This window comes from Paenibacillus algorifonticola (genome assembly GCF_000971975.1).
GTDB classification, from domain to species: domain Bacteria; phylum Bacillota; class Bacilli; order Paenibacillales; family Paenibacillaceae; genus Pristimantibacillus; species Pristimantibacillus algorifonticola.
This window is the reverse complement of the sequence record NZ_LAQO01000006.1, coordinates 47,080-68,041: the sequence shown is the minus strand read 5'-3', so window position 1 is coordinate 68,041 and position 20,962 is coordinate 47,080. Positions and strand designations below refer to the sequence as shown.

The following is a 20,962-nucleotide window of genomic DNA, read 5'->3' as shown; positions in this document are numbered from 1 at the left end:
AGGATGCTTTTCCCTCTCTATCGTTGTACAATCTTATTTGCAAACGCTTACTTTTCTGCTATTCGCCTATCCACATGACCCGAGCAAAGCCTAGGCCGGGCGCCGAGCAGCCATGCGGTCCACGCTTACGCCGATGCTTGCGATTGCCTCATCAAATTCCAAGGAGGTTTTTTATGATGAAAAGCAAGTCCCGGCTTTTGCTCGCGTATGTGCTCACCGTTGCTTTGGCTCTCAGTCTGATGGCCGTCCCTGCGACCGCTGCTCCTGTCACGTTCGACAATGGCGTTCAGTTCAAAGACACCGCCGGCAACCCGATTCAAGCTCATGGGGGCGGCATTCTCAAGTCAGGCAGCTATTATTACTGGTTTGGCGAAAATCGCGATGGCGTCAATTACGTTTCCGTCTATCGCTCAGCGGATCTGAAAAACTGGGAGCTTCGTGCAAATGTCCTCAGCAAAACCTCGTCGCCCGAGCTGGCAACAGCCAACATCGAGCGCCCCAAAGTCATTTACAACGCTGCTACGAATAAATACGTGATGTGGATGCACAAGGAGAACGGCGTCGACTATGGCGATGCGCAGGTCGCGGTCGCTTCTGCCACCAACATTGAAGGCCCCTATACCTATCATGGCAGCTTCCGTCCGCTGGGCTACGATTCCCGTGATATGACGGTCTACAACGACAATGGCACCGCCTATCTCATCTCCGCTACCCGCGTCAACGCCGATTTAAATATTTATCGCCTGACCTCCGACTTCCTTGGCGTCGATACGCTCGTCTCCACACTGTGGGTCGGCCAATACCGGGAAGCGCCTGCGATGTTCAAGCGGGGCAGCACCTACTTCCTCGTCACCTCTGGGGCGACAGGCTGGGCGCCGAACCAGGCAAAATATGCGACAGCCAGCAGCATTTCCGGTACATGGAGCGGCCTGACGAACGTCGGCAATGGCAATACTTACAACTCGCAATCCACCTATGTGCTGCCTATTGAAGGCTCTTCCACCACCTCGTTTCTGTACATGGGCGACCGCTGGGCCGGCGCTTGGGGCGGAGCGGTCAACACCTCAGAGTATGTGTGGCTGCCGATAACCTTCCCTTCGTCTACCACCATGACACTGGACTGGGCCGATCAGCTAACGATTGATGCAGCCACAGGTGCTATAACCGGTACAGTAGCGCCGCCAGTCAACACAACGTCCTGGTATAAAATCACTAACCGCGCCAGCAGCAAACTCCTTGGCGTCACCAGCGGCGGTACGGCGGACGGCGTGCAAATCGAGCAATACACCGATGGCAGCTGGACAAGCCAGCATTGGCAGTTCACCGACGTAGGCGGACGCTACTATACGATCAAAAACCGCAACAGCGGCAAAGTCATGGACATCACCAGCAGCTCGGTCGCAGACGGCGCCACTGTCATTCAATATACGAGCAACGGCGGGCTCAATCAGCAGTTCCGCATTCTCAGCGCCGGAAGCGGTTATTTCAAAATCATGAACGTCAAAAGCCGCAAAGTGCTTTATATTACCGGCGGTTCTTCTGACAACGGCGCGGACGCTATTCAGTGGACGGACGACGGTAGCACCAATAAGCATTTTTCATTCACAACGACGAGCTAGTCCAGCCCCACGAGCATAGCCACTCCACAAAAACAGATGGCCTAGAGCTAGCTAGGCCATCTGTTTTCAGTGCGCCTCCGAGCGCTATATTCTTCCTTGTGGTGGCAGCGTTTTATTTTCTTGCGAGGTATCGCGGAAATCAAAAACCTCATTTTTCGAAATATCTAACGTTTCTCTGCAAATTTTAACGATATGTAATGCCGTAAAACCCCAGTTCACACGGACTCGATTCTCTCTCTGTCCTTGGAGGACTGACATTCCGCTATTTTAGCATTTCGGGCGATTTTAGCATGTGAGCGGACAGGAAATCCGCTATTCCCTTGATCATGGCGTTAAAACAGGGATTTGAGAACCAATAGCGGCCCCTGAGTCCGCAAACACCTCCAAACACCGTAGTTTAGACAAAATAACGTCATCTGTGTCCTCCAGGCCAGACTCCGCCTTTATCAGACTCCCCCTGTACAATTAAAAAACACCCTTCGAGCATTCATCCAAACAGCCGTGGAAACGCGGGGGCTGCAAGGACGAATTTCGAAAGGGTGTTGCTTTTCCTCAAAAGGCTAGCCTACTAGCATGCAAGGCTCAGCTCTACCTATTTCGCTGCCGGAATCAAAATCTTCTGGCCAATGGACAGGCGATTCGGGTTCGCCAGCTTATTATAGGTCGCAAGCTTTTGCCATGTTGTGCCGTGATTTAATGCGATGCGGTACAGCGTGTCGCCGCTTTTCACGATATACACCGTATCCTGCGTCGTACCGGTGGCCGGCTTGGCAGGCTTCGACGGTGTAGCTGGCGTTGTCGGCTTCGTTGGGCCCGGCTCAGTTGGCTTCGTAGGCGTTGTTGGTGTCGTCGGAGTCGTTGGCACAGTCGCACCAGCTGACAAATTAATTTTGAACTCCGCGTAGCCGTCATCGGTTTGGCCTACATACGACAGCGCATCAAGCGAATCCGCGAGCGTCTTGGCAGCAGGCGACGTTTTGAACGAAACGTTGACGTCTGCTTTGACCGCTGCGAGCGACCAGTTGCCATCAGCGGCAGGGTCAATCGTCTTGAACGAGCGAATATAATCAATGACAACTTGACGGTTCTCGTCTGGCGAAGCCAAAATAATCCGCTTGCCATCCGGATTCGCAAACTTGCTCGACGAGGCGCGGTAGTTATTCGACGCTACGACGAATTTTTGCTTCGGATCAATCGCTTTGCCATCAAATTGCAGGTTTACGATACGGCTTGATTTTTCATTAACGGTCGTGCCTTTGGCATCGTATTTGGCTGGCTGTGTCACATCGATTTGATATGTTACGCCGTCAATGACGTCAAAGTTGTAGGTCGGGAAATCCAGGTTGACCAGTTCCTGCTTCGCTGTCGATTTGGTATCGATTTGGTTGAATTGTCCAGCGGACCATTCCAACCATTCCTTCAGCTCGGCGCCTGTTACTAATACAGCGTTAACGGTATTGGAGTACAGGTACAGGTCAGCCACATTTTTGATCGCAATATCGCCAGCCGCAATATCCGTGTAGTAGTTCGGGCCTTGGCGTCCGCCTGCCTTGAACGGAGCACCTGCGGACAATACCGGAATGCCCTCGTATTCCGTGCCTTGCATTTGCTTTTCTACGTACCATTTTTGCGCATTCGTTACAATCTGAATCGAAGGATCATCCTGTACGAGCGCAAACCAGCTATTGATAGGCGCTGTTGTTTTGCCAACCGGGCCGCGAATATAGTCCAGCGTATGCTCATGGTCTTCTTCTACAGCGTCCAGCACCTCTTGATCCGCTTCTACAAGCGGCTGCTTGTTCACCGCATCAAAGATCGGCTTAACCTCAACCTTCGAGTCCACAACCGACCATTTGCCGTCTGCAAGCTTCAGATCGAGGTCAATAATACCGAGATTATTGCCCCAGAAGCCCGGCTCGACCGAAGGCACGCCGTTAATCGTACCCTTGTCCAAATCAACGCCCGGCTTGCCCTCGAACGACTTGTCCGGGAACACTTTGTGGGCATGGCCGAACAAAATCGCATTAATATCCTTGACCTTGCTGAGGTACAGCACCGAGTTTTCCATATTTTCAGCCTGCGGAATATCCTCAAAGCCGGAATGCGGAATCGCTACAATAATGTCGGCGCCCTTCGCCTTCATCTCAGGAACGAACTTCTCCGCCGTTTTAATAATGTCCTTGGCAATGACCTTGCCTTCGAGATTCGCCTTGTCCCACTGCATCACCTGCGGCGGTACGAAGCCGATGACGCCAACCTTGAGCTTATGCGTGGCGCCGCTCTCATCCTTCACTTCCTTATCCAATATCAAATAAGGCGTGAACATATTTTTATCATTCGACTCGTCTTTATCTTTGTCATCGACATAAATGTTCGCATTGACGTAAGGGAAATCAGCTCCTGCGAGCGAGTTGCTCAAAAAGTCCAGCCCATAGTTGAACTCATGGTTGCCCAAATTTCCCGCATCGTAATCAAGCAAATTCATCGCTTTGTAAACCGGATGCGTCTCCCCTTGCTTCAAGGGATCAATAACTGCCGTGTAGTCGCCAAGCGGGTTTCCTTGAATCAAATCGCCATTGTCAAAAAGCAGGCTGTTCGTTGCTGCTTCGCGCGCCTGCTTGATGAGCGTCGCTGTTTTGGCAAAGCCATACTCATCGGTCGGCTTGTCCGCAAAATAATCATAGTTCACCATGTTTACATGCAAATCGGTCGTTTCCATAATACGCAGCTTCACTGTACTGCTGTTCTCAGATGCCGCTGTTGCAGTAAAGGGCATTGCAACCAAGCCAACAGTAACCGCAATAGATAAAGCACTTCTCCATACGACTGACGATCTCAACAAATGAATACCCTCCCCAAAATGACTAAAATCATGTAATGATCGCGTTATGTAAGTCGAGCTTTTGGACGATCATTCCCATCATTCCATTTATTTTAGATGAATTATCCAATTTTGTCATGCCAAGCGTAAACGGCTGTCGCCGTCCTCTGGCGGCAAAGCTACCGTTTCGAGGGTGAAATATAAGAATGTATAAGGGTGAAACTTATACATTCTTATATTTAAAAAAAGAGGGATTTCTCCCTCCTTGCATTACATGTGTGTAAAGTTTTATTGTTGGGTCAAAATAAGCGGGCCATCCTTCGTAATCGCAATCGTATGCTCATACTGGGCAGACAGCCTTCCGTCCCGCGTACGCGCCGTCCATCCATCAGAATCCAGCTTGCTGAAATACGTGCCTGCATTCAGCATCGGCTCAATCGTAAACACCATGCCCTCTTTAATTCTAGGTCCTTTATCCGGCGGGCCATAGTGAGGCACCTGCGGGTCTTCATGCATGTCCTTCCCAATACCATGGCCGATAAAATCACGCACGACCGAGAAGCCTTCCGCCTCCGCATACGTCTGGATCGCGTGAGATACATCGCCAATCCGCTTGCCGATTAGCGCTTGCTCTATGCCGAGATACAGCGATTTTTCCGTTACCGCCAGCAAATGCTTCGCTTCATCGGTTACTTCCCCAACCGCATAGGACCATGCCGAATCGGCAAGCCAGCCATTCAGGTTGACGACCATGTCGATGGTAACGATATCGCCTTCTTTGAGCTTTTCCTTCTTCGGAAAGCCGTGGCAAATAATATCATTCGTGGAGGCACAGGTCGCATATTGATAGCCGTTATAGCCTTTTTGCTCCGGCGTGGCACCATTTTGCTTCATAAATTTTTCCGCAAACTGGTCGATTTCATGCGTCGTGATGCCAGGCTGGATGAGTTTTGCAATTTGCCTGTGGCATTCCGCCAATATTTTACCCGCCTCATGCATGCGGTTGATTTCCGCTTCGGTCTTAATAATGATCATTTCCGTTCCTTCTTTCCATCAAATTAACCCGGCTTCGTCCCTAGACTTCGCCAGAAGCTCCACTAGAAGCCACATGCCTATGCCCATCGTAGCATATTATGATAAATATGCGAACATAGACTGGGCCATGACGCGACTTTTTCGCTCATCCTTGTTAGTAAGTTTGGTGAAAAAGGGTCGACACGATTACTTTTTCACCGACTTCCTAGACTTTAGTCTAGTTCGCTACTTTACCTCTAGCATGACGACATGCTTTGGAGGCCTGTGTTATGCTAAGGATGCTAAGCAAAAGATACGGATAAATCATTAAAAGGAGAGATAACAACGATGTTCAAGCGATCCATTATCGGCCCCGCCCTTATGCTGATTGGTGTATTTCTTTATTTCAACCAAGGCCAGTCATTTGGAGCGGGCGCCATCTTCGCCAATTTTTGGGCCAGCATGTTCGTCATCCCGCTGGGACTGCTTTTCCACTGGCTGTATTTCGGCGTGACAGGTGGCAAAGGGGTCGGCCTGCTTATTCCGGGAGGCATTTTGTTCACAGCTGGACTCGTCTGCCAGCTCGCTACTTTGTTCTCGGCGTGGCATATCCTTTGGCCGGGCTTTATTTTGGCGGTAGCCGTCGGTTTATTCGAATTTTACTGGTTCGGCAACCGCAACAAATGGCTGCTCATTCCGATTAATATTTTAGCCGTGCTGTCGCTGCTGTTCTTCGGCGTCTTCTCGCTGAGCGCCTTCTCCGGACAACTTGCCACCATGCAGCCGCTGTTCGCTATTGCCCTTATTATCGTAGGAGCTTTCGCCATGCTGTCGCGCAAGAAAGAGCAATAATAGCTTATGCCAGAGCCTCCGGCTCCGCATGAAGGGATGGCCCTTCATGCGGAGCCGGATTTTTTTATGCCTGCTGCTCTACCATGCTCATCCGGGCACGGCAATCCGCCAAGAATACTTGCGGCTGGTCGATAAAGATATGAACCTCACGAACGCTGCGCTGGCGGGCAAACAGGCCCCCTCCTCCCTTCTATCCCTCTTTGACATCAATATAGAGCATTTATAACTATTTTCCAAATTTATTTTAAGCAGTAAAATAGTCTCTATCTCCTCTCACAAACAAGGAATTTGCCTTAAAGATGTCAAATAATACAGAAGCATCCGCGACCATGGCCAGGAGGAATAGGATTTGTCGATCAGAGCGAAGCTCGTTTGCCTCATATCGGTTACCGTTACCGTGATTTTGCTACTCAATATTACGATCTACTACATTTCGTCCAAGGATGAGCTGCAACGGAATGCTGAGCAGCAAATGCGCTTTATTGGCAATCAGATAGCCGTCTCCATCGCCTCGGCCGAGCAGAACAGCCAGTTGACAGAGGACGCGCTGGGTGAGCGGCTGCGAGCCGTCGCTATTGCCATACAAAACAAGCTCGATCCCGATATTAAAAATGTCCGCAACAGCGAGCTCTTCCAGCTGAGCAAGGAGCTTGGCGTTGATCACATTACGCTGTGGATCAAGACGGATAACGATATTTTATCAGTACGCTCGACGAACCCGGATGAGCTGTATATGAGTCCGAAAAGCTGGAACTACTGGTATACCGCCTTTACCCAGCTATTTGAGAAGCATAATGTAACGATTCCCGAAGGACAGAAGCTGGACAATTTTTGGGCGGGACCGACCAACTTCGGTACTTCTGACCCCGAAAAAGTGTTTAAATGGGGCAACTATTATGACGGCACGACCAACTACATGATCAACCCTTATATTCATGCGCAAACTTTTTTGGATAGCAAAAAGAAATATGGTGCGGATGCCATCGTTACGCAGATTTTACGTGATAAAAATAATATTCTCGAAGTGACCGGCTTCGACCCTGCCTACTTCGGCAAGGCGCCTGCTGTCAGCATTAAAAATGGGACCGTCGTCTATAATCTCGATGTTCGCAACATTATTTTTGGCCAATATTATTACAAGGATTCGGTTAATGATCACCTGAATACACAGAAAGCGATTGAAAATAACGAAGTCGTTACCATTGAAAGCAAGCTGAACGGCAAGCATGTCATCAAGAGCTTTATTCCCGTTCAGGGGCCCAAGCCGTACGTTATTAGCATTACCTTCAACAACTCGGCCCTGCAGCAAACGCTGCTTCGCCAGGTTTTGACGCAAGGTGCAATATCACTTGGCCTGATTTTGGCGACGGTGCTGTGCAGCTACTTCATTTCCGGCTTCATGGTGCGCTCGCTTAATCAAATCGTCAGCAAGGTCAATGAAATTTCCAATGGCAACTTCGGCGCCCGCATTTCATTAAAAAGCAATGATGAATTCGGCGTATTGGCTAATCGCGTGAATGCCATGGGGCAAAATCTTCATACGTATATGAACCGACTGACCGAATCAGCAGAAGAGCTGCGGCAGACGAAGCAGTATTTGGAATCATTCGTCAATCATACATCCGATGCGATTCATGTCTCCAACTTGCACGGCTCTGTCATTCAGATGAATAAAGCGTTTGAGAAAATGTACGGCTGGACGGAGGAGGATCTGCTCGGTCAACCGCTGAACAATACGCCGCCCGAGCTTGCGATGGAGGGCACCTTTATGCTGGAGTTTATCCAGCAGGGCGGCTCCGTCGCCGATTACGATACGATACGTTATGACAAAAGCGGCAGGCTGCTCGATGTGAGCATCACCGTCTCCTCGATCCGCGACGAGCAGGAGCAGATTATTGCGATTGCGACGATTTCGCGGAACATTACAGCGCGCAAGCAGACGGAAGAGGTGCTGCGCCGCTCGGAGAAGCTGTCCGTCGTCGGGCAGCTGGCGGCTGGCGTTGCCCATGAGGTACGCAATCCGCTAACGACGCTGCGCGGGTTCGTACAGCTGATGAAGAAAAATGGCCAGCTGGCGCCCGCCTACATCGATGTTATGCTGTCTGAGCTGGACCGGATTAATTTTATCGTCAGCGAGTTTCTTGTGTTTGCGAAGCCGCAGGCGAGCCGCTTCCAGCGCGCCAATATTCATGAAATTATGCGGGGCATCATTATGCTGCTCGATTCCGAGGCGAATATTAGCAATGTCCAGTTCACAACCCGTTTTGATAATGAAATACCCGAAATGAAGTGCGAGGTCAATCAATTAAAGCAAGTATTCGTCAATATTATAAAAAATGGGATCGAAGCGATGCCGGAAGGCGGCGAGCTCGACATCGACCTGTCCTATACGCCTTCTACTGGCATTATAATCCGTATTACCGACCATGGCTTCGGCATTTCCGAGGACAATCTCTCAAGGCTCGGCGAGCCGTTTTTCACAACGAAGGAGGAGGGCAACGGGCTTGGCCTGATGGTGTGCTACCAAATTATTGCCAATCATCGCGGCACGATGTCATTCCAAAGCAAGAAAGGCATTGGCACGCAGGTCGAAATTCGGCTGCCCGTCATACAGGATGTGCCGCCAACCGGATAACCGGCGGCGACTCACAAATGCAGGGAGAAGCAAGTGCAAGCTGCTGCATATGTACAACCTGCAAAAAAAAGACGCGGCAGCCTTTTCGCGCTAGCTATCGCGTCTTTTTTGCATTTTTCTTCCATACTTCCATTTCCTTAGTAGCCCTGCGATTCGCAGTAATCCAGAAAGGCTTTCATATTGTGTGACGCGATGAGCGGCACCACCTTCTCAATACGCTTCGGCGGCCAATCCCACCATTTGATGCGCAGCAGCTTGGCAATGGCCTGGTCGCTAAAGCGATACCGGATGAGGTTTGCTGGATTGCCGCCCACGATCGCATAAGGCGGAACATCCCTCGTTACCGTCGCATTCATGCCGATGACCGCGCCATCGCCAATCGTAATGCCGGACATAATCGTCGCATGTATGCCGATCCAAACGTCGTTGCCGATAACGACATCACCATTCGTTTGCGGCTGACCGGTAATGTGCAAATGCTTCGTTAGAAATGAAGTAAAAGGATAAGTCGATACCCAATCCGTACGGTGGTTCCCTCCGAGCATGACCGAAACGCCTCCGGCAATGCAGCAAAATTTGCCGACTGTCAGCTTCGTTCCCTCCCCCCAGGAGAAAACATGCGGTTCACCGACGGTGTATTCGCCAATTTGCGTATGCCCATCCTTTTGCTTTGCAGGGAATACCGTTCGCAGCAAGTTCATGTCCACTCGATCACTCCTTCCATACCATGCAGCGAGCTGAATATATAGAACAGCACAAGGTGAAACGGCTGTCGCCATCCTTTGGCGGCACGGCGCGTTTCATTCCGAGAAATATAGAGAAAGGATAGCGTTAGGATATCCTTTCCTATATTTCAAGCGTAAACGGCTGAAGCCGTCCTCTGGCGGCAAAGCTACCGTTTCGAGGGTGAAATATAAGCCGATTATAAAGGTGAAACTTATAAAGTCTTATATTTTAAAATAATATATTCAATAGCTTGCCTTTTCGCTTCCGCTCCTCTACAGGGCTAAGCTGGACTTCTATGCCCACGGCTTAGTATGATGGAGAAACAGGAAGTTTAGAGAGGAGCAGCTTACGATGACGATCCAGCCAGCTAGTCCGGTTCCCGGACTGCAAAATCTGCTGCTGCTTGACCGGATGAACGATTATTCGCAGACAGATCCGCTTTATCCGTTCGCTTTGGATGAGCTGCTGTGCCGCAGCACAGGACAGGGCGGTCCAGCGATATGCCATATTTGGCGCCACGAGCGCGCCTTTATACTCGGCCTGCGCGACAGCCGGCTGCCGCTGGCGGGCGACGCCTCCCGCTGGCTTGAATCGCTCGGCTACAAGGCGGCGGTGCGCAACTCCGGCGGCGCGGCGGTGCCGCTTGATCCGGGTGTCGTCAACATTTCGCTCATTTTGCCTAAGGCGAATACGCTCGATTTTCATTTTCATCAGGACTTTGAGCTGATGTACAGCCTCATTCGCTCCGCGCTCGCCGGAGCTGGCGTGCCGGTCGATAAAGGCGAAATCGCCGGGGCGTATTGTCCCGGCGATTTCGACCTCAGCATCGACGGCTTTAAGTTTTGCGGCATTGCGCAGCGCCGCCAGGCACACGCCTACATCGTGCAGGCGTTCGTCGTCGCCGAAGGCGCAGGCCAGGAGCGGGCGGCGCTGGTCCGCTCCTTCTATGAGCGGGCAGCGGGCGGTGCCGAGCCCGGCGCGCATCCGCTCGTAGAGAGCAGCAGCACGGCCAGCCTCGAAGAGTTGGTCGGCTTGGCGCAAGGCGGCGGCGCGGAACGATTCGCGGACGCCGTCAAGCAGATCATCCGCAGCGGACAGACGGCGGATGGTCTTGCCGAAGCAGCGGCGCGGCTCCAGATGCCGTCGCTTGCGCAGATTGAAGCCATGGCACAGTCGCTGCGCGGACGCTATGCGACTACGCAGGCGTAGGGCCTTTTGCTAGGCGTGGCCAAAGCGTGGACAAATACACAAAATGCCTCCTGCCCTGCTGCGAAGCAGCATAAGCAAGAGGCATTATTTTTGTCATGACGATCGCGGCGATCTGCGAAATATAATATAAATGACCTCGGAGAATACTAGCCCGATGGCGATGGAGCCAGAAATCATGAAAGCCTGCACGGCAAGCTCGACAGCTATGACGTATTCCTCCTGCACAATATGGCGCATCGCATCATAGGCGATTTTACCCGGCACAAGGGGAATAATGCCCGCCGCACTGAATACAATGATTGGCGTACGGTAATGCTTCGCCATCATTTGGCTGATGATCGTCACTACGCAGACGGCCAGCAGAGTCGCCGGAATCGTCCTCATTTCAAGCGCGCTGCATACGGTATAAGCAAGCCATCCCGCCCCGCCAACCAGGCCACACTGTACCAAGCGATGCTTCTGCACGCCGAAGATCAGGCTGAACGCAGCGCAGGCCACGAAGCTGACGGCAAGCTGTTCAAGCAGCTGTACAACCATCGTTTCTCCCTCCTTTTAAAGCTACGGATATACGGACAGCACGAAAGCAATTCCCGCGCCGATAGCAAAAGCGATCAAAAACGCCTCCGCGCCCTTGGACAACCCGGAAACCAAATGCCCCGCCATTAAGTCCCTAACCGCATTCGTAATATGCAGGCCAGGTACGAGCGGCATAATCGAGCCAATAATAATTTTGTCCAAATTATGCCCGATACCGAGCCATACCATCAGCACAGCCAGCGAGCCGCTAATGACAGCTGACAGAAAGCTTGCAAAAAACGTAATCGGCATAATGCGGTGCAGCGTCAGCAAGCACAAGAAGCCGATGCCGCTCGCAAGCGCCACCGGAAGGAAATCGTTCCAGCTGCCGCGGAACATAATCAGGAAGCAGCCGCTTGCGACTGCAGCGACCAGCACCTTGAGCCAGGCCGGATAATCATCCTTCGCCTGTTCAATATCCTGCAATTGCTTATAAGCTTCATGACGCTGCAAGCTTCCTTGGCATATGCGCCTGGAAATATCATTGACGAGCGTCACCTTTTTCAAATTCGTCGAGCGTTCCGAAATCCGGACGAGCCGCGTCGACTGCGCAGCGCCATCCAGCGCAAAAATAATGCCCGTCGGCGTCACATAGCTATAAGCATTAGCAACGCCGTAAGCCTCGGCGATCCGGACCATCGTATCCTCAACCCGGTACGTTTCCCCGCCATTTTGCAAAATAATTTTACCCGCCAGCAAGCAAATGCTCGCAATATCCTGACCATCATTGTTAGCGTAATCCATACGTAGCCAGCCTCCCTAGCTTCGCAGCCTCAACATTTCATCGCAGGATGAACGACAAGCTATTGTCCGCTTGTTGAGCTCACCCTTCTCTAATGAGAAGCCGAATGCTCTACAAAGTCCGGTTTCACCAGCGCATGCCGTTCCCACTTCCGGCTCTTCCACCGGAAATACATAATGACCGCGCGCAACCACTCATCCGTCGCAATAGCCAGCCATATGCCCGCCAGTCCCATGTCCAGATGAAAAACAAGATAATAACCGAGCGGCACGCTTATGCCGACCATCGTAAACATCCCGATCCATAGCGGAAACTTCGCATCACCTGAGGCACGCAGCGAATTGACCAATATAATATTGATCGTTCGCCCCGTCTCCAGCACAATGCTGTACAGCAGGACGTTCGCCCCCAGCCGAATAATATCGGCATCATCCGTAAACAGGCCCATTAGCCGCTCACGGAACAAAAGCACGAACACGAGCATCACCATCGTTGCTCCGCTGGCCCACAGCACGCTTGCCAATACCTGCTTGTACGCAGCATCGCTGCGCCCGCCGCCGACGTACCGGCCCACCATAATCGCCGTACCCATGCCGACCGCCATCGCGAATAAATAGATCAGCACCGATATATTCGAGGCGTACTGCCGGGCCGACAAGGACGCTTCACCGAGAAATGTTACATAATACAGAAAGACCATCTGGCAGCTCTGGTACATCACCTGTTCAAAAGCTGACGGAACGCCGATCTTTAATATTTTGCGAATAAACTCCTTCGACATCTTGAAAAAATACTGCAGCTTCACCTTAAATACCATAACCCGATTCATCAGCCAGAAAAACACCAGCATCGCCAGCAGGCGGCTGACAACTGTCGAAATGGCCGCTCCTTCAACACCAAGCTCGGGAAAGCCGAACTTGCCAAAGATCAGTACATAATTGCCGACCAAATGTATAATGTTCATTCCCAATGATACAAGCATGGCTTCCTTCGTGAAGCCGTATACCCGAATAATTGCAGAAAGTGAATTAATAATCGCCTGTAAAAAAATAAAGCCGCCTACAATTCGCAAATAGCTTTGCGCATAGGCCAAAACTTCCCCTTGCAGATGCAAGCCTTGCAGGATTACATTGCCGAACAACAAACAAGATAAGCTCATTAACAAGCCCGCCAAAAGATTAAGCGAAATCGCCAGCGCTGACAGCTGCGCAGCCTCGACCAGCTTCCGCGAGCCAATATATTGCGCGACAACAATCGATGCGCCGTTGCCAATGACCTCCATAATAAGCAGCATAATGTGCAAATATTGATTGGACGCACCAACGCCGGATACCGCATTGTCGGACAGCTTGCTGAGCATGAACGTATCTGCCGTTCCCATCATCATAAACAAAAATAATTCCAAAAATATCGGCCAAGTCAAGAAAAAGAGACTATTGTCCCGATCCCGCTTAACCCCAAGCCTAAATCCCAAGATGTCACCTTCTCCAGCTCATAATCCCAAGGTGAAACGGCTGTCGCCGTCTTTGGCGGCGCGGCGCGTTTCATTCCGAGAAATATAGAGAAAGGCTGAAAAAATCATTTACTTTCCTATATTTCTAAGAAACTCAAGGTATCTTAGCATACTTGACTGGCAAATGCACGAACTAAAGCGGGTTTTATTTGCCTTTTGCTGCCGAAGAAGGATGAAAGCGGTTTATGCTTAAGATTACCATTCAAATCGCGTATCCTTAAAGGCAAAAAATGTGATACCATTCTATGTAGATCGTTTAGCATCCTGAGAGCGCTTCATTGCTGAAATACCTAATTACTAACCAACTGGAGCCATACAACTGATGAATATGACTATCTCCAATTATATTGTTATTGTAACGATTTCCAGCGTACTCAGCGCCTTGCTTGCCATTTACGGATATGTAATAAAATCAAGCTTTGCCGGAATGAGAGCCTATATCTGGACCTCGATTTGCTCAACTATCTACACCTTCGGCTTTGCCTTTGAATTGGCAAGCGATTCACTAGCCGAAATTCGCTTCTGGATTGGCATTGAATATTTGGGACTGCCTTTCATCTCCCCCGCTACGCTAGTGCTCATTCTGTACTTTACTGGAATGGATCGCTTCGTTACCCGTAAAAACCTGATCTGGCTCTTTACGATTCCCTTTATTACTTTATTGCTGGTCGTAACGAATGAATGGCATCATCTGTTTTACCGTTCGATTTTCCTGCGTCCCAATGAATCGGTCATTGTAGCCGATATCGTCTTTGGGGAATGGTATATTATTAATGGCAGCTTCACGTTCGGCTGTCTGGTCGTAAGTGCTTACCTGCTGCTGCGCCAATGGAATCACGCCAAGATGATTTACCGCAAGCAGCTTTTAATGATGGCAGCCGGAATTTTCATTCCCATGACCGCCTCCTTTATGTATTTGCTGGACCTTTCGCCTTACGGCATGGACATCGTGCCACCGCTCATGTTTATTACTTCCATCTTGAACATTTGGGCGATATTGACGTCAAATATTTTGAAGGCCGCGCCAATTGCCAGAGAACGTATTTTCGAAAGCATGCGCGACGGCGTTATTGTGCTGGATATGAACGGGCGGATTGTCGATTATAACCGATCTGCGGCGCAGATGATAGCTTCGCTGAAGCCTACAGTAATTGGGACGCCTTTCGAGGATATATGGCTGTTCCATACGGGACAAGCTGCTGATTTTATTCCTTATGATGAGGAATTCAGACATCATGAGCGGGAGGTGCGGTGGATTCAGCCGCATACGAGCCTGCCGTCGTTCTATCTTGTGCGCTCATCCCCTGTCCACAGCCGCAAAGGCGAGCTGATTGGGAGAACGATTGTACTGATGGATATTACAGAGAAGGCGATTCTCCAGGAGAAGCTTAAGCATATGGCTACTATAGATGGACTGACCGGCATATACAATCGGACTTATTTTTTAGAGCAAGCACGATTGCTTCTTAACCAAGCGCTGCAAAATCAACAGCCGTTTGCACTCATCTTGTTTGATATTGACCATTTTAAAACGATAAATGACCGCTTCGGCCATGACATTGGCGATTTAGCCCTCTGTCATGTCGTAGCGGTCTGTCAAGAACAGCTTAGCGATAGCGATCTATTTGGACGCTACGGCGGTGAAGAATTTATTATTTGCCTTCCAGCTGCTACGCCCAACGAGGCAGGGGAGCTTGCTGAGAAGCTGCGCCGGGCAATTGCAGGCAGCCCGCTGCTAACACAAGCTGGCACGGTTCCTTTGTCAGCAAGCTTCGGCGCAACTGGCATAACAGCAGCGGAGCTTGCTGAACTGGACGAGATGATCCGCGAGGCCGATAAGGCGTTGTACCAATCCAAGCATATGGGACGCAATGCCGTTCATATTTTTAGCAAATGAGGGAAATCACATGCAAATAACGATATTAGGCGCCACTGGCCGCGTCGGGCGCGAAGTCGTGCTGCGCGCCCTTGCGGATGGACATCGCGTCCATGCCTTGGTGCGCTCGGCAGACAAGCTTGGGCTTTCACATCCGCAATTGACGGCAATCGTCGGCGATGCCCGCGAAGAAGCTGTGCTCGAGCGGGCTGTTTCAGGCAGCAGCGTAGTCATTAGCGCACTTGGCACGGACGGCGGGGATACGCTCTCCGCCTGCTTTCCGGGCCTTCTTGCCGTCATGGAGCAGCAAGGAATCCAGCGTCTGGTGACGGTCGGAACGGCTGGCATCTTGGAGAGCCGTACCGAGCCTGGGCTGCTTCGCTATCAATCCAGCGAAACAAAACGCCGGTCCACGCGGGCTGCAGAGGAGCATCATGCTGTACTGCGTCTGCTCCAAGCGTCTGTAGAGTCTTTAAATTGGACGCTCGTATGCCCAACTTACTTGCCGGATGGGCCATATACGGGCGTTTATCGTACCGAGCAAGACTATTTGCCTGAAGGCGGGCTGCAAATTACCGTAGGCGATACTGCCGACTTCACCTACCTTGAAGCGGTCAGAGGCACCTTCATCCGCTGCAGGGTTGGCTTAGCCGAGTAGCTTTCTAATATCTTCTACAAGATCCTCAGGCTTATCATTCGGCCCAAACCGTTTGACCACCTTGCCATCCCGATCCACCAAAAACTTCGTAAAATTCCACTTGATCGCCTTCGAGCCCAGCACCCCGCGAGCCTCATTCGTCAGGTGCTGGAACAACGGGTGCGCGCCGTTGCCGTTTACATCGATTTTTCCAAACAGCGGAAAAGATACCCCATGGTTAAGCTCGCAAGCCTGCGCAATTTCCGCATCGCCCTCCAGCTCCTGATTCATGAACTGTCCGCTTGGAAAGCCAAGAACCGCAAGCCCTTGCTCGCCATACGTATCCTGCAATTGCTGCAAGCCTTTGAATTGCGGTGCAAAACCGCATTTGGTAGCTGTATTTACGATCAGCATCACTTTGCCTTTATAAGGAGCCAGCGTCTCCTGCGCACCTGTAATCTTCTTCACTTCGATGTCATAAATGGACATAGTAATAACCTCCTTTAAATTTTAAAAAAATCAACGGTTAAGCTGAAAATGATTCGATTGGTTTTGATAAATTTAATTTTATACAATTTAATTTCGATTGTCAAATCGGATTGCTGAAATATGCTGCTATGCATACCGCATCTCCTTTTGACAGGTTCCGCATGCAATGCTACAATAACTTAATTAATTGCACACAACTGATTGCTTCGCATAACCTTGGTCCGAAGGGAGAGACGACTAGCATGAATGAAGATGAATGGATGAAGCTCGATAATCAAGTTTGCTTTTCCTTATATGCCTGCTCGCGGGAAATTACAAAGCTTTACCGTCCTGTACTTTCTGAGCTTGGCTTAACGTATACGCAATATGTCACCCTGCTGTCCTTATGGGAGCAGGACAAGGTAACGATGAAAGAGCTTGGCGCAAGGCTGCTGCTCGACTCTGGCACGCTCACCCCGCTGCTTAAGAAGCTGGAAGGCATGAACCTTATTACCCGCATTCGCGATAAAGCCGACGAGCGCAATCTCGTTATTCAGTTGACGGACGATGGCCGCGAGCTCAAAAAACGGGTGGCAGACGTTCCAAAACGCGTCTATGGCAGCCTTGACATTGCACCGGAGGAATTTCATGCCGTTCATAAGCAGGTACGAGACCTGCTCGGCAAAATAGAAGCCTCACAGCAGCCGACCTAACAAACTTTAGTCGGCCCGCTACACCCCCATTCAAAAGGATAGAAGAGCAGATTCAACGCTGCCTCTTCTATCCTTTTTTTATATTTTCATAACTGCCGCCTATTGACGCTTTGGTTGATCGCATGTATAGTTGGTTACACGAGTAACTAACCAGTTTGGTGGTGGACAATATGAGCATAAGCATCGATGATAGCAGACCGATTTTTATGCAAATTGCCGAGCGCATCAAGGACGATATCATTCAAGGGCTGCTGCCTGAAGAGTCGCAGGTGCCTTCGAAAAATCAATTTGCAGCCTTTTACCAGATCAACCCCGCCACAGCAGCGAAAGGCGTCAATCAATTAGTAGATCAAGGCATTCTTTATAAGAAACGAGGGATTGGCATGTTTGTCGCAACAGGTTCTAGAACCTTATTGATGGAGAAGCGGCGTGAGCAGTTTTTCGAGCAGTATGTCGTGACGATGATGCATGAGGCAGAGAAGCTGGGCATTACGGCGGAGCAGCTGTCAGATATGATCAGAAGAGGAGGAGCCAAGCCATGAACCCTATTGCGGAGCTAAAGCAGGTGACGAAAGCTTATGGAAATTTCAAAGCTGTAAACGAAGTCAGCTTCGTGCTGGAGCCTGATAAAATATACGGTTTGCTCGGACGCAACGGCGCCGGGAAAACGACGATTATGCACATGCTGACGGCCCAGTTGTTCGCGACCAGCGGCGAGCTGACCGTCTTTGGTGAAGCCCCTTATGAAAATAACCGTGTGCTGAGCCAAATTTGTTTTATTAAAGAGAGCCAGAAATACCCTGATAATTACAGCCTGCTTGATGTACTGGAGCTGTCCGCCTCTCTGTTTCCGAACTGGGACCGCACCTACGCTAATACGTTGGTTCAGGATTTTCAACTGCCATTGAAGCGTAAAATTAAAAAAATGTCGCGCGGCATGCATTCCTCCGTCGGCATTATTGTTGGGCTTGCGAGCCGCGCCCCGCTGACGATTTTCGATGAGCCTTATTTGGGGCTGGACGCTGTGGCCAGAAATTTATTTTATGGCCATTTGCTGGAGGATTATGCCGAGCACCCTCGTACGGTCGTACTGTCCTCCCATCTTATTGATGAGGTTAGCCAACTGCTGGAGCATGTGATCGTCATCGACAAGGGGACGATATTGATCAATGAGGATGCAGAGCTGCTGCGGGGTCGCGCCTTCACTGTAGCAGGCTCCGCTGCCGAGGTTGAGTCGTTTCTCATCGGCAAAACCGTTATTTCCCGCGACCCCTTTGGCGCCTTGCTGTCCGCCACAGTAGATGGCACGCTGCGTGCGGAGGATCGCAAGCAGGCAATGGCGAAAGGGCTGGAGTTTGGCTCCGTATCTCTACAGCAGTTGATTATTCATCTGACGAATGGCAAAACCGAACGAAAGGCGGCTGATTTGTAATGAACCGCACTTTAAGCGTAATCAAGCTCCATCAACGCGATCGATTTAGCTGGATTTTCATTCCCCTCATCATTCTCGGCTCCAGTTTTATTGTTAATTGGCTCACGAGTATGATGATTTCTGAGGACAGCATGTATACAGGCGGAATCGCTTCCCTATTGGTCTATATATTCGGGCTGGGCATTATCGTTGTCGCACAGACCTTTCCATTTGCGATTAGCTTCAGCATTAGCCGCATCAATTATTTTACAGGGACCATCGTGATGGCTCTTCTGGTCAGTTTCGGCTCGGCGCTGCTGCTGCTGCTTATGTCTATTATTGAAAATCAGCTTACGAACCACTGGTGGTCGGGCTTATATTTTTTCCACCTGCCCTATTTGAATGACGGAAATTTACTCGTACAGCTGCTTACCCTCTTCCTGTTCACTGTGCATTTGTTTTTGTGGGGATTTGTTTTCGGCAGCTTCTACCGCAAGTTCAAGAAAAGCGGCATGCTGATTCTGTTTCTCGCCTCCGGTCTTGGACTCACCCTTGGCTCCTATATCATCACTCAAAATCAGTGGTGGCTCGATATTTGGAAATGGATCACCCAGCATACCGCATTTGGCCTCTCCCTCTGGCTCATTCCGTTCATCCTCCTGAACGCTCTGCTATCCTTTCTTATGCTTAGAAGATCAACCATTTAGCAGTATGCTCGGCAAGGCCGCTTCTTCAGCTTGAACAACTGGCAGGAGCGGCTTTTTTACCTTTTCATGCTGCTGCTCCCCTCCAATTGATGCATAAGCAGTATCAAGCTTCGCCGCTGTTGAATACATCAATAGTAAGCGAGCGTAAACGGCTTTGCGCTACAGCATAAAGGGGGCTGCTATCTATGGACGGGCATAGCGTTAACGCAAGCTTCGAGGGGTTCGAACGGCTGGATGTTATGGAGGATGCGGCAAGCGGGCTCAAAGCTATTATTGCTATTGATCAAACCAAGCTCGGCCCTGCGCTTGGCGGCTGCCGAATGTGGATGTACGCATCAGAAGAGGCGGCCATTAGCGATGCGCTGCGACTTGCACGAGGCATGACGTATAAATCGGCGCTTGCCGATATTCCCTATGGCGGAGGCAAAGCCGTCATTATCGGCAATCCTGCAACAGACAAGAGCAGCAAGCTGTTCCGCTCACTCGGGCGTATTATTGAACGGCTGAACGGACGCTATATTACCGGCATGGATTTGGGTACAACCTCGGCGGACATGGATGAGATTTTGCGTGAAACGCGCCATGTGACCGATGTTACTGGCTCGCTGGGAGCAACGGGAAATTTCACGGCGGAGATGACCGCCTATGGCGTATATATCGCAATCCGTACGTCGCTTAAGCAAAAATATGGCTCCGAGCAGCTGCAGCAGCGAACCGTTGCCGTTCAAGGGCTCGGCAAGGTCGGCTTCGCCTTATGCCGTTATCTGCATCAATCAGGCGCACAGCTCATTGTTGCAGATTTGGATAATAGGCTGGTGCAGTTGGCGGCCTCGCAGTTCGGGGCTGCACCCGTTGCTGTTGATGCCGTCCATAAGCAGCGCTGCGATGTTTTTGCCCCTTGTGCACTTGGGGACATTTTGAACGATTTGACCATTCCCGAGCTCCAGTGCCAGATCATCGCGGGGGCAGCCAATAACCAGCTGGCGGACCCCCGTCATGATGTGCTGCTGGAGCAGGCCGATATTCTATATGCACCGGATTACGCTATTAATGCTGGAGGCATTATCGTAACCGCAGCCGAGCTGAATGGCAGCTCCGCCTCCTATGCCCGAAGCCAGGTGGAGCGCATCAGCCATACATTGGCCCAAATATATGCACGGTCCGCAGGCAGTACTCCTGGCACACTGCCACCGGCTGCGGCTGCAGATGCGATTACGCGAAAACGGCTCGGTATATAACCCCTTACGTTCACGAAATCATTGATTCCGGCCAGCAGCAGCGGGCTGCTGGCTAAAACATCGCGAACATTCCGATACATGCAGCTCCTTTTTTTGCACCATAATTAGGAAACCAATTGTACACCTATTTCGTAATAGACAAAGACGCGGTTACCGCATCACACTTACATATTTGGACACAGCTTCATCGCCTGCTGATTTTTCT

Annotated in this window: 19 protein-coding genes; 12 read left to right on the top strand and 7 right to left on the bottom strand. The window is 50.6% G+C overall.

Features of this window, described 5'->3' with window-relative positions:
* Positions 1-176: 176 nt before the first annotated feature.
* Positions 177-1,619: an RICIN domain-containing protein gene (locus WH37_RS13955; protein WP_046231213.1), complete on the top strand. Its 1,443-nt coding sequence runs from the start codon at positions 177-179 to the stop codon at positions 1,617-1,619.
* A gap of 592 nt (positions 1,620-2,211) precedes the next feature.
* Here the strand turns inward: WH37_RS13955 and WH37_RS13950 are convergent.
* Both WH37_RS13950 and map read right to left on the bottom strand, forming a co-directional pair.
* Positions 2,212-4,395: a bifunctional 2',3'-cyclic-nucleotide 2'-phosphodiesterase/3'-nucleotidase gene (locus tag WH37_RS13950; RefSeq protein ID WP_082110813.1), complete on the bottom strand. Its 2,184-nt coding sequence runs from the start codon at positions 4,393-4,395 to the stop codon at positions 2,212-2,214.
* Positions 4,396-4,728: 333 nt separating this feature from the next.
* A complete protein-coding gene (gene map / locus WH37_RS13945) occupies positions 4,729-5,475 on the bottom strand; it encodes a type I methionyl aminopeptidase (RefSeq protein WP_046231211.1) in 747 nt (248 codons plus the stop codon).
* Positions 5,476-5,802: 327 nt separating this feature from the next.
* Here map and WH37_RS13935 point away from each other — a divergent pair, with 327 nt between their 5' ends.
* From WH37_RS13935 to WH37_RS13925, 3 genes are all read left to right on the top strand, one after another.
* On the top strand, positions 5,803-6,306 hold the full coding sequence (locus WH37_RS13935; protein WP_046231209.1) for a hypothetical protein: 504 nt from the start codon (positions 5,803-5,805) through the stop codon (positions 6,304-6,306).
* 46 nt (positions 6,307-6,352) lie between these two features.
* Positions 6,353-6,532 (top strand): hypothetical protein, encoded by a 180-nt coding sequence (locus WH37_RS13930; protein ID WP_046231208.1) that lies wholly within the window; start codon positions 6,353-6,355, stop codon positions 6,530-6,532.
* Between the two features lie 123 nt (positions 6,533-6,655).
* Positions 6,656-8,941, top strand: a complete 2,286-nt coding sequence (locus WH37_RS13925; RefSeq protein ID WP_046231207.1) for an ATP-binding protein — start codon at positions 6,656-6,658, stop codon at positions 8,939-8,941.
* Positions 8,942-9,078: 137 nt separating this feature from the next.
* Here the strand turns inward: WH37_RS13925 and WH37_RS13920 are convergent, their stop codons facing one another.
* The gene (locus WH37_RS13920; RefSeq protein WP_046231206.1) at positions 9,079-9,642 is read right to left on the bottom strand and encodes a CatB-related O-acetyltransferase; all 564 of its coding nucleotides are present in this window, start codon (positions 9,640-9,642) and stop codon (positions 9,079-9,081) included.
* A gap of 376 nt (positions 9,643-10,018) precedes the next feature.
* On the opposite strand from WH37_RS13920, the gene WH37_RS13915 reads away from it, so the two are divergent.
* Positions 10,019-10,876, top strand: a complete 858-nt coding sequence (locus WH37_RS13915) for a lipoate--protein ligase family protein (protein WP_046231205.1) — start codon at positions 10,019-10,021, stop codon at positions 10,874-10,876.
* 93 nt (positions 10,877-10,969) lie between these two features.
* Here the strand turns inward: WH37_RS13915 and WH37_RS13910 are convergent, their stop codons facing one another.
* The 3 genes from WH37_RS13910 to WH37_RS13900 all read right to left on the bottom strand — a co-directional run bounded on the left by WH37_RS13910 (position 10,970) and on the right by WH37_RS13900 (position 13,668).
* Positions 10,970-11,413 (bottom strand): threonine/serine exporter family protein, encoded by a 444-nt coding sequence (locus tag WH37_RS13910; RefSeq protein ID WP_046231204.1) that lies wholly within the window; start codon positions 11,411-11,413, stop codon positions 10,970-10,972.
* A gap of 21 nt (positions 11,414-11,434) precedes the next feature.
* Positions 11,435-12,196, bottom strand: coding sequence for a threonine/serine exporter family protein (locus WH37_RS13905; RefSeq protein WP_046231203.1), 762 nt, complete (start codon positions 12,194-12,196; stop codon positions 11,435-11,437).
* Between the two features lie 89 nt (positions 12,197-12,285).
* Positions 12,286-13,668, bottom strand: a complete 1,383-nt coding sequence (locus WH37_RS13900) for an MATE family efflux transporter (RefSeq protein ID WP_414811836.1) — start codon at positions 13,666-13,668, stop codon at positions 12,286-12,288.
* A gap of 361 nt (positions 13,669-14,029) precedes the next feature.
* On the opposite strand from WH37_RS13900, the gene WH37_RS13895 reads away from it, so the two are divergent.
* Together WH37_RS13895 and WH37_RS13890 are read left to right on the top strand one after the other, a co-directional pair.
* On the top strand, positions 14,030-15,604 hold the full coding sequence (locus WH37_RS13895; RefSeq protein ID WP_046231201.1) for a histidine kinase N-terminal 7TM domain-containing diguanylate cyclase: 1,575 nt from the start codon (positions 14,030-14,032) through the stop codon (positions 15,602-15,604).
* Between the two features lie 10 nt (positions 15,605-15,614).
* Positions 15,615-16,241, top strand: coding sequence for an NAD(P)-dependent oxidoreductase (locus tag WH37_RS13890; RefSeq protein ID WP_046231200.1), 627 nt, complete (start codon positions 15,615-15,617; stop codon positions 16,239-16,241).
* Here WH37_RS13890 and WH37_RS13885 read toward each other — a convergent pair.
* On the bottom strand, positions 16,230-16,709 hold the full coding sequence (locus tag WH37_RS13885; RefSeq protein WP_046231199.1) for a glutathione peroxidase: 480 nt from the start codon (positions 16,707-16,709) through the stop codon (positions 16,230-16,232). The genes WH37_RS13890 and WH37_RS13885 overlap by 12 nt on opposite strands.
* 242 nt (positions 16,710-16,951) lie before the next feature.
* On the opposite strand from WH37_RS13885, the gene WH37_RS13880 reads away from it, so the two are divergent.
* From WH37_RS13880 to WH37_RS13860, 5 genes are all read left to right on the top strand, one after another.
* Positions 16,952-17,401 carry a MarR family winged helix-turn-helix transcriptional regulator gene (locus WH37_RS13880; protein ID WP_046231198.1) on the top strand — a complete coding sequence of 150 codons (450 nt, stop codon included), beginning with the start codon at positions 16,952-16,954 and terminating at the stop codon, positions 17,399-17,401.
* A 170-nt stretch (positions 17,402-17,571) separates the two neighbouring features.
* On the top strand, positions 17,572-17,943 hold the full coding sequence (locus WH37_RS13875; RefSeq protein ID WP_046231197.1) for a GntR family transcriptional regulator: 372 nt from the start codon (positions 17,572-17,574) through the stop codon (positions 17,941-17,943).
* Positions 17,940-18,833 (top strand): ABC transporter ATP-binding protein, encoded by an 894-nt coding sequence (locus tag WH37_RS13870; protein WP_046231196.1) that lies wholly within the window; start codon positions 17,940-17,942, stop codon positions 18,831-18,833. Before WH37_RS13875 ends, WH37_RS13870 begins: the two co-directional genes overlap by 4 nt.
* A complete protein-coding gene (locus WH37_RS13865; protein WP_046231195.1) occupies positions 18,833-19,519 on the top strand; it encodes a hypothetical protein in 687 nt (228 codons plus the stop codon). The genes WH37_RS13870 and WH37_RS13865 overlap by 1 nt, the downstream gene beginning before the upstream one ends.
* Positions 19,520-19,704: 185 nt before the next feature.
* On the top strand, positions 19,705-20,757 hold the full coding sequence (locus WH37_RS13860) for a Glu/Leu/Phe/Val family dehydrogenase (RefSeq protein ID WP_046231194.1): 1,053 nt from the start codon (positions 19,705-19,707) through the stop codon (positions 20,755-20,757).
* Positions 20,758-20,962: the final 205 nt, after the last annotated feature.

Bases quoted from the DNA above. Each gene is read 5' to 3' on its own strand.
- WH37_RS13935 (WP_046231209.1), top strand. From the start codon at position 5,803: ATGTTCAAGCGATCCATTATCGGCCCCGCCCTTATGCTGATTGGTGTA.
- WH37_RS13950 (WP_082110813.1), bottom strand. From the start codon at position 4,395: ATGCCCTTTACTGCAACAGCGGCATCTGAGAACAGCAGTACAGTGAAG.
- map (WP_046231211.1), bottom strand. From the start codon at position 5,475: ATGATCATTATTAAGACCGAAGCGGAAATCAACCGCATGCATGAGGCG.
- WH37_RS13880 (WP_046231198.1), top strand. From the start codon at position 16,952: ATGAATGAAGATGAATGGATGAAGCTCGATAATCAAGTTTGCTTTTCC.
- WH37_RS13870 (WP_046231196.1), top strand. From the start codon at position 17,940: ATGAACCCTATTGCGGAGCTAAAGCAGGTGACGAAAGCTTATGGAAAT.
- WH37_RS13930 (WP_046231208.1), top strand. From the start codon at position 6,353: ATGCGGAGCCGGATTTTTTTATGCCTGCTGCTCTACCATGCTCATCCG.
- WH37_RS13890 (WP_046231200.1), top strand. From the start codon at position 15,615: ATGCAAATAACGATATTAGGCGCCACTGGCCGCGTCGGGCGCGAAGTC.
- WH37_RS13860 (WP_046231194.1), top strand. From the start codon at position 19,705: ATGGACGGGCATAGCGTTAACGCAAGCTTCGAGGGGTTCGAACGGCTG.
- WH37_RS13865 (WP_046231195.1), top strand. From the start codon at position 18,833: ATGAACCGCACTTTAAGCGTAATCAAGCTCCATCAACGCGATCGATTT.
- WH37_RS13920 (WP_046231206.1), bottom strand. From the start codon at position 9,642: ATGAACTTGCTGCGAACGGTATTCCCTGCAAAGCAAAAGGATGGGCAT.
- WH37_RS13955 (WP_046231213.1), top strand. From the start codon at position 177: ATGAAAAGCAAGTCCCGGCTTTTGCTCGCGTATGTGCTCACCGTTGCT.
- WH37_RS13875 (WP_046231197.1), top strand. From the start codon at position 17,572: ATGAGCATAAGCATCGATGATAGCAGACCGATTTTTATGCAAATTGCC.
- WH37_RS13905 (WP_046231203.1), bottom strand. From the start codon at position 12,196: ATGGATTACGCTAACAATGATGGTCAGGATATTGCGAGCATTTGCTTG.
- WH37_RS13885 (WP_046231199.1), bottom strand. From the start codon at position 16,709: ATGTCCATTTATGACATCGAAGTGAAGAAGATTACAGGTGCGCAGGAG.
- WH37_RS13895 (WP_046231201.1), top strand. From the start codon at position 14,030: ATGAATATGACTATCTCCAATTATATTGTTATTGTAACGATTTCCAGC.
- WH37_RS13910 (WP_046231204.1), bottom strand. From the start codon at position 11,413: ATGGTTGTACAGCTGCTTGAACAGCTTGCCGTCAGCTTCGTGGCCTGC.
- WH37_RS13915 (WP_046231205.1), top strand. From the start codon at position 10,019: ATGACGATCCAGCCAGCTAGTCCGGTTCCCGGACTGCAAAATCTGCTG.